We start from the raw sequence: 13,316 nt of genomic DNA, 5'->3' as shown, positions 1-13,316 counted from the left end.
ATAAGGTCTTTTTATTTTGGTGTATGTCTTGAACGACTTGTTCCATTGAATGATTATCATAAAATTCCAAGTTTCCTATAGAACCACCTTGAGCTAGGCTTTCCATATACTCGGTTAAATCACTCGGGCTAATAAATTTATGCGAACCGCTTAATAATTCAGATTCATATTTGTCTAGGATACGTTGAGAGCTTTTCTTTGTCTCCCTTTCATATTCCTCAATGTTTCTTAATACATCATCATATTTATGTATTCGATCACGTAAATCACTTACAATAGCACGTACAGCTTCGGGTTGTATCTTTATCTTCTTACCCGAACCACCAGAGCCACCATTTCCTTTTTTGGCAGAAGCATCTGAATCCCCTTTAACATTTTTCGATGATTTACTTGTAGATTTAGAGCCTTTTTTGGTTTTTGATGCTTTATCGGCTTTCGCTTTTTTATTAAGCTTTTTGATAAAATCACTTATTGTCTCATCAAGTCCTGCTGGGTCTTTATCAGTAGTAAGTATATTGAATTGATCATAAAATTTTCGCATTTTTTTATATGCAGCCAACTCACTTTTTGACATTTCTTTCGCATTACCATTTTTATCAAAAACATCATAAGTGCTCATGAAATGTTGACCTATATATGGGAATGCGGTTAGAAAGCCACTATAACTTGGTACTGTGATGATATTCGAACCTATTCTTGGGTTTAAAAAATCCAAACTATTAACAATATCATCCTCATGTCCTACATTTTTGATTTTCCCATCATACTTGCCTTTATCAATCTCGCTTTGTATTTCTTTTGGTAAAGCACCGTAAGGATTAGGCGCAGCATAAGTGGTTGTTTTATCAAAATCATATTTAACAGCATTATATTGTGCAATTAATGCCCCTAGACTATGTGCTCCTCCATAAAAGTTACTATTAGGATACTTCTTCTTTACTGACCCTGTGAAGGCTACACTTTCGTCTATTTGGTTAGGTACCCCTTTAAAGAAGAAATCACTTTTATCTGAAGAACCATTATATTTTTCAGTTATAGTAGTTTTATCTAAATCACTGTACCTTTTGTTAATTTTATCATTAGATGTGTTATTATAAAAAGGAAGTTGTAAATCTGTAAACAGGTCTCGTATACTTTTAATGTCTGTTCCAGCATAGCCCATATAAATGTGGCTAGTGTCTACTTTACCATTCACAACTGGCGCATAAGCATAAGCACGCAAACCATTTTGGGTATCGTCTCGTTTTTCAATGATTTCGAAATCATTACCTGATACAGTAATTTCATCCCCAATATCATATTTTTTATATGACTCATTAGCAATATCAAAACTAGTTTTGTCTGTAATACGCATTATACTCATCCTTATATTAATTAGTTTATGGAGGGCTTTATGTTAAACAAAAAAATGATGTTCACCACTTTTTCTATTGTTATCATATTATCACTTATATTTGGAGGGGTCTATATAATGCATAAAAATAAGCGTGAACAGTACTTACATATTCAAAAGAAAAGAATCGACTTGTTTTTCAAAGAAAATATGAACAATTATCAAAATCTAGATTTAACTAAAACAGGGAAAACTCCTATGGGAAGTTATATAATCGAAGGCTATATTAATGACGATAAAAGTTTGTATTTTTCTGCAACTCTTAATAAAGCTGATAATTATCAATTTGAAGATACAATTGGCTATTCAAAAAAAGTTGGCGCTATGTACAAGCCACCTAGATCTCACAAGAAGTTCCCTAGCCAAATCATCAAAGAAAAAAACTTGAATGAAAATGACTATAAGGCTGACCCACCTTTGATTTGGGGATTCTAACATCAGAAAAGCACTAACTACTCAACCGAATGAATAGTTAGTGCTTTTAATTTTCATCATTAATCCTCCAACGGAACATCATCTATAATTTTAGTTCTATTCGGGTACTTCTTATCCATTTCCTCTTCTGCTTCATCATCCCACTCACCTACATTAATGAATACTGGTGCATCTCCAGTGAGTTCATGCTTATCTGTATATATTGTATGTTATTTACCAAGTAGATCACGCATTTTTAAACGATCACTTCTTAATGGGTAATTCCAACATTTCAACACTTTCGTTGTAAATGCTATTGTACTTGCCTGTGTCTGGATTCTTAACATATTCACCACGTTTGGTGACTACTTCTTTTAGTTCAGTTTCTTCCCCTACTGCTGCATTAGATAATAAATGTAGTATCTCATTCGCAGAAAGCACATTATCATCAATAACCTTGCTTTTTACTTCATTAATATAGTTTGCTATCTTTTCATTTTTAAGTAACCTATGGCCTTGTGTATTATGGGCAATCTGTGGACTATATCCTGCCTTGATAGCTGACTGTGTTAAGTTTAGACTTTAGGTACTCAAATACAAATTTCTCTTGTCTCGGGTTTAATTCGCTCATTTAATCACGTCGATTCTTTTCACTTTATACAGTTCCCATTTTCACACATTTATAACAAACTAACGTTCGCCGTTTAACAGTATTTCAACACTGTTAATCATTCTTCAAACAACTGTCATTAAAGACTTTATATAGTATATTCATACATAGTCACACAATTCCATAATTATAGCTAATGTTCGTTTTTGCGTATTTAATTAAAATTTTATTATCTAACTCATAATGATATAATTATTGTCAAAACGTTATTATAATTTGGTGGTTTTTCATGAAAAATATCTATTCGTTATCACTACTATTCTTGCTATCTTATTAGGTTTATACATATATATCAGTGCAACATTTAATCTCTATTCGTTACATTTAACTCCTCAAATATTAATCGGAATCTTCTTAATACTTGCAGGAACTGTTCAATTACTAGGCGCTCCAAAACCATACTTAGCTTATTTATTTATAATTGCTGGAATATCTTTACTAATTTTAAATTAACAAGTCAAAGGAGAATTACTATGAGCTTACCTGTTGCTATAATATTAGGAATCGTTGCTATACCTATTTACGCTTATTTTTGGGCATCAATATATCGTTGGGAAAATAATAGAAGGGTTAAACGTAACAACTTAAAACCTATGACTAAAAAGTTATTCTATTGGAATTTATTAGTACACGGTGTGTTTGCTACAATCTTCGTTTTCATTGCAATCTATATCAGTTATTTTAAATAAGTTACTTTAAAACTATATTGTCCCGCTAGCAAAGTACTGTAAATGATATTACGATTAATATAAACCAACTACCAAAACTGAAGCTTCTTATAGATCAATTTCATTAACATCTCGTAGTTGTGACATTTTACGTAAAGCTATATTAGAAAATAAAAAATCTATTGAATGGGGAAACTATGTATCAAGATAGAGGATTCATATTCACTAATCATCGTGGCAATCCTATGTCACTTAGAACCATTAATAGAAATATGTAACAATCAGCGTCTAATGTAGGAATTACAAAACACATAACAAGTCACACTATGCGTCATAGCAACATATCACTATTATCTCAGCTAGGTGCGTCTCTTAAAGCCATTATGGAGCGTGTAGGTCACACTGACCATAAGACTACCCTACAGATATATAGCCACGTTACTGAGCAAAAGGATAAAGATATGATGAATAAATTAGAGAAAAGAAAATGAAGAATTCCATTGTAAAACCCTGCCACATAAGCAATGCAACTATATAGTTACACATTGCTACCACAACGTCCTTACACAAACCTTCATCATCATTTAAATTCATTAGTAGGGAGGAAGAAAATGAAATTTCACAGCAAATTAAAAGAAGAAAGAAAAAAACTTAACTTATCTCAAGATGAATTAGCACAAAAATTAAATATAAGCAGACAATCTATTTCGAAATGGGAACGTGAAAAGGGCTATCCTAATATTGAAACACTTATTGAGTTAAGTGAAATTTTCAATATAACTGTTGATGAACTACTTAAGGGAGATGATTTTTTGAAAGATAAAATAATAAAAGATAGTAAAAAACTTAAACATCCTATTTTATTTAATTTTGGCGAATTACTTGGCTTGTTAGGATTAATTTTGCTTATAACTACCTTTTTACTAAAAGCTATTTCACTTATAGCTAATCATGAAATATTACCTTTTCTTCAAGGATCTTTACCAGTTACAATTGCAATAATATTAATATTAATTAGTTGGTTAACTTATGAAGTTTTTGGTAAAAGCTATAAATAAATTTGTTTTAATTTCATAACATTTTCTTAAACCGCCCTTTTTCTGCCCTTTTCCCAATCCCAAATCCACAAAAATAACCCCTTACGCCATAGACTTAAGGGGTTTCATCATTCTATACTATTATTCCCACTCGATGAAATGGTGAATTTCAATAAGTTTGTAATAATTGTGAACGGTTGATAAATCAGTTTTTCACTACTTTGTTTAATCGCATTAATTTGCAACATTTTAAAATTTACGTATTCAATTACGTATTCATTCCCGTATGCGTGAGATATTTTTTTATCGGTTTATTATACTGTAAATTGATTTCATGCCATCTCTAATTTGTATATTGCATTTTTTCAGACACTCTCTCATCTATTTCATTCTTCCTTATCTAACCATTTTTGGTAACATATAAATATATCAAACAGAATAACATTTGCCTTTTTATTTCTTATATAATAGCATTCTTGTCTTTTTTTTACTTACGAAAAAAGTTTAGTCATTTAAGTTAATGTCTAATATATCTTCAACTAAATCTATATACAAAATACTAAAAAGCATAAAATAGGCTTTAAATTCTTCAAACTCCTGTGAGTTCCCTTTTTTTATCGTATAGTTTTGATCTTCACTATTAAAAATTATATAGTTTTTGATTTTTGGTAATACTTGTTTTAACTGATATATAGTATTTATTTGACGATTTTCAAAATTTATAATTTGACTGCTAACCTCTTCACATAATCCTTTAAAATCATCTATCTCTTCTATTATTGGGTTATTCCAATCTTTAAAAGCAGACCATTTATCCATATAACCCTCTAAAAATTTTATATTCCCCCTCTTTTCTAAATCTATTGGCCGGTTGTTGTCTTCATAAAAATATTTTCTTTCTTTTTTTAAGTTCATTAAAAATCCATTTTGATTTATTAGATAATAGTTACATATAAAAGAGTGAACGTCACTTATATTATCTAGGTTCATTTTAATTAAATGTACAACTTTTTTATTTTGTTCTGTAATCTCTCTTTTTCTTTTTAATTCTTCTAAATATCTAGCGTTATCCGCTGATATCTTAGCACCTAAATAAGCACCACCAAATGTGGCAAATATTCCAATAAAACTTATTGCTATTGTATATCCTTGCAATTTATTTTTAGGGTCTATATTACTTAATACATAGCCAACTGAAAATATAAAAGTAAAAATAAAAAGCAACCCTATAAACACAATTGTAATTAGTGTTTTAAAATCTATTTTTTTCAATTCCTCACCCTATTTACATTATTTATAAATAACCTCTATCTTCTAGCTTTTGAATTGCATTCCCAACACCAATCATCTCATCATTTTCAAAATCTAAATAACCAGATGAATAAAGTGAATCAATAACTAAAAATGCGTGTTCATCATACTTTGACCCAATTAGTGAAGTTAACAAGCTTTTTCTTGTACGATTATTGTTTAAAAATATTTCTTTGCATACCCTTTTTATCGCCCCTCTATTCAAATAATCTAAGTAATCCATTAAGAAGCCCCCCTTTTCTTTATAATTTAATTATATCCATTATCTACTTAAAGTCTATGCTTCTATTGTATCAAAGTACAAACTAAAATTAGCGCCTGGTACTAATTTGTGGCATAATATAAGTGTACTAATAATAAAAATTAGAGCACACTCGGGGTTTAACTTGGGTGAAACTCATCTTGATAGTTAAGTTATTAAATGGTCAACATTTTTCTTTTACATTTGCATCTGGCATTTTGTGTTTAACGTTTATTTTCAGTTCATATAATGTTAATTAGTAAATAATCACATTCACTATTTTGTCTATAAGCCATCGCATTCATTTGTGGTGGTTTTTGTTTTTATGAAAATAAAAATTCAAGTGTATACAGATTAATCCAATGATTATAAAAACGCTGTGACCTGTTATTTCTATAACTATAGATCTATCTAAATCAAATGCTTTAAATACAATTGGTTGTACAACTATTATAGCTAATAAATATAGACCTACTTTATTCGATGTAAAATACTTTGCCACAATCATACGCACCTTTCTATAGAGATACTCCTTTATCATTCCTCGACGCAATACAAACGTTCTGACAGAGTGGTTATTTATCTAAAACATCTTCATTAAGGATTAAAAATGCTATAACTCCAATAGGTACTCCTAACAATGGTGTAACAAATATACTTGCTATAAATACATAAAATATCAACATCCAAACGTCATCAGCTTCCCATTTTTTATTTAATAAATAATGCCACATTTCTTTTAAGCTCGTAATAAAACCACCCTTTGTATTTTAGTCAATTTAATTCCATTTAAATATAGGCTATCATAATAACTAGCATAATAAAAACCCCATCATATGATGAGGTCATAACTTAATATTCATTCTAATTTCAATAAATTACTAATGCTATTTTTGATTTTGGTTATAAATATTTCTTAATACTCTTGCTCTTATTATCAAAATTATGATTCTTTATTAGCCCGAACATTTAAAATTACCATAACCATAAAAAATACCATTTCTTTTTTTCTTTATTAAACCATACGCTCATAACTATAAAATATACTAATGGTAATAAAAATAATATATAAAATAAATTAACATTTTCTGGATTATTTATAATTTTCCATATAATGATGACTCCTATGATAGTACTTAAGAGTATTAGACTATTTATCAACGTTGGGTGCCTCACGTACCATTTATTACTTGTTTTACTATCTAATTTTTTCCCAGTAAGCTTAGCAATTGAGTTCATTAATAAAAATATTAATAGTATGATTCCAATAAAACCGATACACGCTATTAATAATGAATCATCCAATGGAAATGAATTGTTTTGATAAATAGAAGTAAATGACTGTATACCTCCAAAAGCCGTCATTAATATAGCTGCAAATATTCCTAAAATAGAGATATAATTACTCGTCATATTTTCGTATTTTTCTTTAGTTTGTTCTATCGAATTAGTTAAATCTTTAATTTCTGTTGTTTGTTTTTCGTATAAACCTTCTTTTTGGGAAATCGCCAATTTTAAATGTTCAAATATTTTATAACTTATTATTATTTCATTTTTATTCTCTTCAATTTTATCTTGATACAACTCTTTTTCAATAGCATCAAACGGTACCTGTTCTTCATTACCACTCCTTGGTTGCTGTTCAATACCATATTCTTTCACTAAATATTGTTCAAATCTATTTTCTATAATTACTGCGAAATTACTTTCTCCAATTTCTTTATCTTGAATAGATTGTATTGTCATGTCATTTTTAAATATTATTTCTGTTAGCGCAGAGTATGGTATAAGTTGAGGTTGCATACCCTTACAGTTATTTAATAAAGTACCAAAGTCAAATTTTTCACCGTCATAACTAGTGGGACTCTTCACATACTTTTTATATTCAATCTTGAAGATTTTAGCTATATTAGAACTATTACTTGAATAATTTAAAAACCATTCATTCTTAACATCATTAAGTGTTGTTTTTTGTTCATCAACCATTAAATGTTTCCTCTAAATTTTCAAATTTATATTTCGGTCTATAACCATTATTTTCTATTGCATCTTTATTTTTAACCCACAAAGTATGTGTGTGGCTCATATCTACCAAAGTAAATGGATTCATCAGTATCAACTTATCTATCATATTTTGTATATCTCTATCAGTATAAGTGCTAATTTCTTTTCCTTCATCCTGAATCGGTGTACTTTTATACTCTTTATACTTTTCATATAATTCAGGTACTACTGGCCCATATAACCAAGCTTGTAAATTGGAATCTTCAAATTCATTTTTTGCTTCTTTGATGTAACCTTTATTTATTAAATAGCCCAATGTGAAATACCAAACTTTTTGTAGTTGGAGATTTGTAATAGGCTTGTTTAATTGATTGGCTCTGTACAAAATATGATCTGCTAATTTATTCATTTTCACCAACTCCCAGAATAAGATTTCCTTGTCTTTTTTTAAAAAGACAGTACATTATGCACTGTCAAAGTTGTCAAATAGTTTTTATCATAAACCATTACATTATCCGCTTATTAGTATAACACTGTCAATAAATTTCTTAACTTCATTATACATTAAGTTAACTTATTTAACACTTCAAACGATTTCTCATCAATCCATATTATCGGCCATCATTCTCAAAAGTTCTCTATATGTTTCATCAATATAAATTTCCATAGTAGTATCAAGTATATCTAACAAATCTTCAATAATTACTAAAATTTGACCAGTTAACTGATTTAGCTCAACTTTTTTTCCTCTCGGTGCTTTAGAAGTTAATGGATCAATATCATTTTTCACATTGTACATTGCCTTTTCTATAGTTGCTAAAGGATTACTCTTATTAAAACTTAATGGGTATACTTTTGTTATATTTTCTTCAAATTCTTCTAAATGTCCATTATGCTTTACATAGTTATTATGTTTTCTTACTACCTTTAACTTTGTTTTATATAAGTCTTCTAACAGTTGAATAATTTTAATGTTTTTATTATCACGCTTAAGTTTTTCAATTCTAAAGCCTTTTTCTTTATTATATCTTTTTTGATCATCATTATATAACTTTATATTTTCTTCCTCACTTAGCGTCATAAAGTTCAATAATTGATATAAATTATCGTATGTCGCTTGTATATAAAAATTACTACTTTGAGTATTAATCAATTCCTGATATTTATTATTACTATTGAAACAATACTGTTCTAAATAATAAATGGAAGTAAAAATATTAAATGTTACCGAACTATATTTTATACCTAATATCTTTTGAGTTGCAGTTATTTTATAAGGCTCAACAAATTGCTCTGCAACTGCAAAAAATGTATCTTCAACGTAATATTTATTAAGAATACCTATATTTTTATATTTTAGTCCTAGACTGTTAAGATCATAATAATTCATTTTCTCACTCCTCTTTTTTAATAATTATTATACCTTATTGTGCTTATACACTACACTTAGGAACTTATATTGTACAGTTAGGCAATTATTTGTATTTTAAAAATAAAGATGTGCTAAATTTAATAAAAAATGAGTTGATTTCTATTTCTTTATACCTATTACTTTTTATATTCATTATAGTTTTACCACTTGTGATTATTAGACACTTTCTTAATCAGCAAACTTTAATCAATACTGGAATAATATCACATAAGAAAGTAGCTTTTGGAATCAAATCTTTAAATATTTTAACTACTTTAGTAGTCTTTTTTTTACCGTTCTTTTTAATTGATTTTGACACATCAATCAAGAATCCAAGAAACAGCATGAATTACATTTTATATTTTACGATTTATTATCTTGTAAATCTTATACTACTATCAATCAAAATTTATAATTATAATCATTTAATAAACATTGACTATTTAAAAAAGAAGTTTATAAAATTTCAATTTGAAATATATAGCTTCGCTTTAATCACAAACTTACTCATAATAATTACAGAAAATAACTTGACCAAATCAATGTATAACACTTTTACTTTTTTAGTTATATTCGATACATTAATATTAAAGTCTTTAGAACTAATCAAACAATATATACATAGAAACGAGTGATTCCATGTCAATTTTTGAGGATTTAAATAAAGCAAAATGGAACTTTATTACACTTAGTATCTCAATTTTTTCATATTTTTATTTGTCTCATATTTCTGATGAATTCGTCGAAAGATTTGGTAGCAAGGTTCATATTAGTAATCTTTTTGTGGATGGATATTTAAGTTCTACTATGCAGATTTTAGGGCTTATATTTATAACTATTGTTCTTTTCTGCATAACTATATTTATTGCTTGGCAACTTTTGTCTATAACATCTGTAGTTCAAATAATTATTTCAGTAGTTTTTATTTGCCTTACTTTTTCTTTAGGAGCCGTCCCTTTTTTTGGAACTCTTTTATTACTAATAATTGTCGGCGCACTATTAGTATTTTTGGCAAACGAAAGTTAAAAAGCTACCAATTACGGTAGCTTTTCTAATAGTTCATCAAATATTTGTCTAATTCGCCCTTCTGTAACTCCAAATAATTCTCCGACCTTTTTATATGAATGACCTTCACTAATTAACCAAAATATACTGTATTCCTTATCTGACGCAACAGTTTCTATTAGTGTTTCTAGCTCATTAAAATATATTGTGTCATCAACACTTTCAATTTCTGTGTCTTCATCACCTTGTACATGAAAGAAATTATCAATATTAGTCTCTTCCATTATAATGTTTTTATCATTTGTCTCTTGATATTCCATTAAAAATGCTTTAATCTCTCTTTTATTGAATTGTTTCATATCCAATCAATCCCATTTGTTAATCGTTTAAAAGTGAATTCACGTCATCACTAAAATCTTTCTATTCATAGATAAATCATTCTTCACTTGTTCTAAATGCCTATCAAAGGCTTTCTGATGTAATTCTATACGTTTATTGTGTCTCTCTTGTCGTTCAGTATTCTCAATTTGATAAATATCTTCCTTTAATCGTTCTATGACGCTTTGATTTCTTGCTCTGCCACTACTTAACATATACTTCATCACTTCATTTTGTTCATGTTTCGTATAATTTTCAATAATATTTTTTAGTAAATGCAATCTTTCATGTGCTGTTTTTGTATAATATTCTAATTTTTCTTTCTCATCTATAATATGAATTACTAGTTTGTCTAATGGATATGACACAGACACCAGCATATCATTCTCATTGGTAATCACATGGCTCATATTTAAGTGATATAAGCTATTAATTTGTGATTGCATCGCCTTTATCTTTCTATTTATTACTTTTGGATTATAATGCATTAAAAGCTCTATTTCAGTAATTCTATCATTACTTTCAAAGTCTGATACCAAATAACCACACCTTTATTCATTGAATTTAACGCTCATAATGACTGAAAAAGGGGCAAAATGAGTTACCCCCCTTTCATGAAATTTTATTCGCGTTGCAAGCGATTGCCCCCCGCCGGTACCCGGCGAAAATACATTTTGGTCGATGGGTAGGGGGCTATATAAATATTATATAATTTTTATATTTAAATTTTAGCGATTCGTAATAACTCTGGGACAATCTTTATATCAAACACATAGTTCAGAGCAAATTGATAAATTCCCCTCATTGCTTGTTTTTTCTTGTTATACATAATTGCTTCATACTTCGCATATATACCATGTCCAAAATCTCCAACTAAAATATCTTGTGCATTATCTGTAACAACAATATTTGTGATATTAAACAACTTGTTTAAATCCCCAGCAAGTGCACCTAATCCCATTTGAGCTAACTCTTGTATTAACTTATCATGATGCTCTGTGTTCATTACTACTGACACATTACGTCTGAATGGTTGAGGTATGTCTTTAATTGCTTGCTTAATACATTCATATATTGTCTTACCATTTACTTCTTTGATATCTTGATTGTATAAAGATAAGTCTTTGTTCTGTTCATCTATTAATCCACTTGCATTATTCTTATCTAATAGTAATGTAGTTTCATATGCCACACACTCATTGATAAAGATCTCTTTAAGTAACTCATCTAATGTTCTATCTGAAGCATGTACGACTGTATCAGATACTTCTGTATAGATATGTCCTTCACGTTTATCAAAGTACTTACTACTTCCATTCAGACTCAACTCAATGCCATTAGTTGATAGCTTATCTTTAATGTATGTTAGTGAAGGTATCGTCTCCACATGTTCATCATCTGTAATAGTTATTACATCACGCAATGTATTAGGTAACTCATATGTTAATAATTCTTTAAATACTTCTCGTCTTGCTGTTGGTAATTCTTGAATAATAAAGTCATTGTCACTACTCGCTAATTGCTTTGTTAATGTACCTAAGTAAGTTGTTCCTGATTGATTAATTTGTTTCATATCTAACACTCCTAATATTTTTTGATTAATTTGTTCTGCTGTTAATAGTTCATTCTCACTAATACTTAATTGCTTTAATGCTTGTTCTATCTTATTACTGTCATGTCCTATATCTGTCTGATACCTTTGTGCATATCCTTCAATATGATCATCATCAAACTCTGACAAATGATATGCAAATTGTTCTTTAAAATTTTTCATCAATATCATCTCCAATTTTACTTTTAGTATTTACAGATAACACATATTTTTTATTTCCACCATTATCTACCTCAACAAAAAACCGAATGTTGTGCATAAAAAATTTTGATTTTAACACTTCATATTTATCCATCAATTCTTTTCTAGTATCATATTTAAATAAGCGATGAATAGATTTGTTATTCATTACTCTTAATTCTCCTTTTAATAGGTATAATCTTTAATAACTATTTCTGCCATTTAAAAATTCTGAGTAAGTAATTGTTCTATTACTAAAAGACACTGATTTATCATTAACCAAATATCTAATCCATTTCTTTAATTCAATAAAATCATCATGAGTATTAACATAAGCTCCTACAATTTTATTTAATTCATCTTCCTCTAATTTTTTTATATTCGTTGGTAATCTAATTATTACTTGTTTTGCTAATCTTTGAAAATCCATGAGCTCACCCCTTTAATAGATATAATAAATCGTTAATATCTTTAATGAACTTAAAACTATGCTGTAACTTCTGCTTTTGCATTGAATGTTACTGGTAACCAACAATCATTTTTGGCATCAGACGGCTTCGTCATGACTGGTAATGTTAGTGATTTTCCATCTACTAAATAAACAAGTGGCTCACATACTTCCATGCTTATTAACCCATCATGCTTTAGCTCTGCTAATATGTTAAATGCATTTCTATTCCATCCCATCCAAAATATAACGTTTTGATGTTGACCACTGCTATATGCCCCATTACCTTTATAGTTAAAATGGTTATCTTCAAATACTTGTTCAAGTTCCACAAATGAAGTACCAACGTTTTGCTTGATATATTCCAAAACCTTTTGTTTAATTATGTCTTTATCCATTTTTTTGACCTCCTTTAATTGGTGCAACTGAAATTTATGATTTTGCAACTCATTTAAAATTTTTCGGTTGCAGTTTTTCACTTACTGCCACAAGGTTTTAACCCACTTTTGCAACTGTGCAACCGAAATCTCAAAAATTAGTTTAT

16 protein-coding genes and 2 pseudogenes are annotated in these 13,316 nt (G+C 28.7%); 4 read left to right on the top strand and 14 right to left on the bottom strand.

Features of this window, described 5'->3' with window-relative positions; translation table 11 throughout:
* On the bottom strand, window positions 1-1,354 hold a 1,354-nt coding region (locus BTJ66_RS11835; protein WP_099091150.1), incomplete at its 3' end, for a hypothetical protein.
* Between the two features lie 39 nt (window positions 1,355-1,393).
* On the opposite strand from BTJ66_RS11835, the gene BTJ66_RS11830 reads away from it, so the two are divergent.
* Window positions 1,394-1,828, top strand: coding sequence for a DUF1433 domain-containing protein (locus BTJ66_RS11830; RefSeq protein WP_167380395.1), 435 nt, complete (start codon window positions 1,394-1,396; stop codon window positions 1,826-1,828).
* A 59-nt stretch (window positions 1,829-1,887) separates the two neighbouring features.
* Here the strand turns inward: BTJ66_RS11830 and BTJ66_RS11825 are convergent.
* A pseudogene (locus BTJ66_RS11825) lies at window positions 1,888-2,438 on the bottom strand (terminase small subunit).
* Window positions 2,439-2,950: 512 nt separating this feature from the next.
* Here BTJ66_RS11825 and BTJ66_RS13685 point away from each other — a divergent pair.
* The 3 genes and pseudogenes from BTJ66_RS13685 (at window position 2,951) to BTJ66_RS11810 (ending at window position 4,203) form a co-directional block, all read left to right on the top strand.
* Complete coding sequence (locus BTJ66_RS13685) at window positions 2,951-3,166, top strand: hypothetical protein (protein ID WP_099091148.1); 216 nt, start codon at window positions 2,951-2,953, stop codon at window positions 3,164-3,166.
* 58 nt (window positions 3,167-3,224) lie between these two features.
* Window positions 3,225-3,636, top strand: a pseudogene (locus BTJ66_RS11815) (tyrosine-type recombinase/integrase); the annotation flags it as partial.
* Window positions 3,637-3,756: 120 nt separating this feature from the next.
* Window positions 3,757-4,203 (top strand): helix-turn-helix domain-containing protein, encoded by a 447-nt coding sequence (locus BTJ66_RS11810; RefSeq protein WP_099091147.1) that lies wholly within the window; start codon window positions 3,757-3,759, stop codon window positions 4,201-4,203.
* Window positions 4,204-4,686: 483 nt separating this feature from the next.
* Here BTJ66_RS11810 and BTJ66_RS13680 read toward each other — a convergent pair whose 3' ends face one another.
* The 12 genes from BTJ66_RS13680 to BTJ66_RS11745 all read right to left on the bottom strand — a co-directional run bounded on the left by BTJ66_RS13680 (window position 4,687) and on the right by BTJ66_RS11745 (window position 13,170).
* Entirely contained in the window at window positions 4,687-5,454 is a 768-nt protein-coding gene (locus BTJ66_RS13680; RefSeq protein ID WP_099091146.1) for a hypothetical protein, read from the bottom strand.
* Window positions 5,455-5,476: 22 nt separating this feature from the next.
* A complete protein-coding gene (locus tag BTJ66_RS11800; protein WP_099091145.1) occupies window positions 5,477-5,716 on the bottom strand; it encodes a hypothetical protein in 240 nt (79 codons plus the stop codon).
* Between the two features lie 593 nt (window positions 5,717-6,309).
* The gene (locus tag BTJ66_RS13525) at window positions 6,310-6,468 is read right to left on the bottom strand and encodes a VraH family peptide resistance protein (protein ID WP_153043335.1); all 159 of its coding nucleotides are present in this window, start codon (window positions 6,466-6,468) and stop codon (window positions 6,310-6,312) included.
* Between the two features lie 241 nt (window positions 6,469-6,709).
* A complete protein-coding gene (locus tag BTJ66_RS11790) occupies window positions 6,710-7,720 on the bottom strand; it encodes a hypothetical protein (RefSeq protein ID WP_099091143.1) in 1,011 nt (336 codons plus the stop codon).
* Window positions 7,713-8,147 (bottom strand): Panacea domain-containing protein, encoded by a 435-nt coding sequence (locus BTJ66_RS11785; RefSeq protein WP_099091142.1) that lies wholly within the window; start codon window positions 8,145-8,147, stop codon window positions 7,713-7,715. Before BTJ66_RS11785 ends, BTJ66_RS11790 begins: the two co-directional genes overlap by 8 nt.
* 192 nt (window positions 8,148-8,339) lie before the next feature.
* Window positions 8,340-9,128: a hypothetical protein gene (locus tag BTJ66_RS11780; protein ID WP_099091141.1), complete on the bottom strand. Its 789-nt coding sequence runs from the start codon at window positions 9,126-9,128 to the stop codon at window positions 8,340-8,342.
* A gap of 1,058 nt (window positions 9,129-10,186) precedes the next feature.
* Window positions 10,187-10,513, bottom strand: a complete 327-nt coding sequence (locus BTJ66_RS11770) for a sigma-70 family RNA polymerase sigma factor (protein WP_099091139.1) — start codon at window positions 10,511-10,513, stop codon at window positions 10,187-10,189.
* 39 nt (window positions 10,514-10,552) lie between these two features.
* Window positions 10,553-11,071: a pathogenicity island protein gene (locus BTJ66_RS11765; protein WP_099091138.1), complete on the bottom strand. Its 519-nt coding sequence runs from the start codon at window positions 11,069-11,071 to the stop codon at window positions 10,553-10,555.
* A gap of 182 nt (window positions 11,072-11,253) precedes the next feature.
* On the bottom strand, window positions 11,254-12,306 hold the full coding sequence (locus BTJ66_RS11760; protein WP_099091137.1) for a phage capsid protein: 1,053 nt from the start codon (window positions 12,304-12,306) through the stop codon (window positions 11,254-11,256).
* A complete protein-coding gene (locus BTJ66_RS11755) occupies window positions 12,293-12,493 on the bottom strand; it encodes a hypothetical protein (protein WP_099091136.1) in 201 nt (66 codons plus the stop codon). Before BTJ66_RS11755 ends, BTJ66_RS11760 begins: the two co-directional genes overlap by 14 nt.
* Window positions 12,494-12,526: 33 nt before the next feature.
* Window positions 12,527-12,754 carry a hypothetical protein gene (locus BTJ66_RS11750; protein ID WP_099091135.1) on the bottom strand — a complete coding sequence of 76 codons (228 nt, stop codon included), beginning with the start codon at window positions 12,752-12,754 and terminating at the stop codon, window positions 12,527-12,529.
* Window positions 12,755-12,810: 56 nt separating this feature from the next.
* Entirely contained in the window at window positions 12,811-13,170 is a 360-nt protein-coding gene (locus BTJ66_RS11745) for a pathogenicity island protein (RefSeq protein ID WP_099091134.1), read from the bottom strand.
* Window positions 13,171-13,316: the final 146 nt, after the last annotated feature.

The organism is Staphylococcus edaphicus (assembly GCF_002614725.1).
Classification (GTDB): domain Bacteria; phylum Bacillota; class Bacilli; order Staphylococcales; family Staphylococcaceae; genus Staphylococcus; species Staphylococcus edaphicus.
The sequence above is the reverse complement of the archived record's forward strand: the minus strand, read 5'-3'. Positions and strand labels throughout refer to the sequence as shown.

Excerpts from the sequence above, each read along its gene's own strand:
- BTJ66_RS11830 (WP_167380395.1), top strand. The coding sequence starts at position 1,394 with ATGTTAAACAAAAAAATGATGTTCACCACTTTTTCTATTGTTATCATA.
- BTJ66_RS13685 (WP_099091148.1), top strand. The coding sequence starts at position 2,951 with ATGAGCTTACCTGTTGCTATAATATTAGGAATCGTTGCTATACCTATT.
- BTJ66_RS11810 (WP_099091147.1), top strand. The coding sequence starts at position 3,757 with ATGAAATTTCACAGCAAATTAAAAGAAGAAAGAAAAAAACTTAACTTA.
- BTJ66_RS11800 (WP_099091145.1), bottom strand. The coding sequence starts at position 5,716 with ATGGATTACTTAGATTATTTGAATAGAGGGGCGATAAAAAGGGTATGC.
- BTJ66_RS13525 (WP_153043335.1), bottom strand. The coding sequence starts at position 6,468 with ATGTGGCATTATTTATTAAATAAAAAATGGGAAGCTGATGACGTTTGG.
- BTJ66_RS11790 (WP_099091143.1), bottom strand. The coding sequence starts at position 7,720 with ATGGTTGATGAACAAAAAACAACACTTAATGATGTTAAGAATGAATGG.
- BTJ66_RS11785 (WP_099091142.1), bottom strand. The coding sequence starts at position 8,147 with ATGAATAAATTAGCAGATCATATTTTGTACAGAGCCAATCAATTAAAC.
- BTJ66_RS11780 (WP_099091141.1), bottom strand. The coding sequence starts at position 9,128 with ATGAATTATTATGATCTTAACAGTCTAGGACTAAAATATAAAAATATA.
- BTJ66_RS11770 (WP_099091139.1), bottom strand. The coding sequence starts at position 10,513 with ATGAAACAATTCAATAAAAGAGAGATTAAAGCATTTTTAATGGAATAT.
- BTJ66_RS11760 (WP_099091137.1), bottom strand. The coding sequence starts at position 12,306 with ATGAAAAATTTTAAAGAACAATTTGCATATCATTTGTCAGAGTTTGAT.
- BTJ66_RS11755 (WP_099091136.1), bottom strand. The coding sequence starts at position 12,493 with ATGAATAACAAATCTATTCATCGCTTATTTAAATATGATACTAGAAAA.
- BTJ66_RS11750 (WP_099091135.1), bottom strand. The coding sequence starts at position 12,754 with ATGGATTTTCAAAGATTAGCAAAACAAGTAATAATTAGATTACCAACG.
- BTJ66_RS11745 (WP_099091134.1), bottom strand. The coding sequence starts at position 13,170 with ATGGATAAAGACATAATTAAACAAAAGGTTTTGGAATATATCAAGCAA.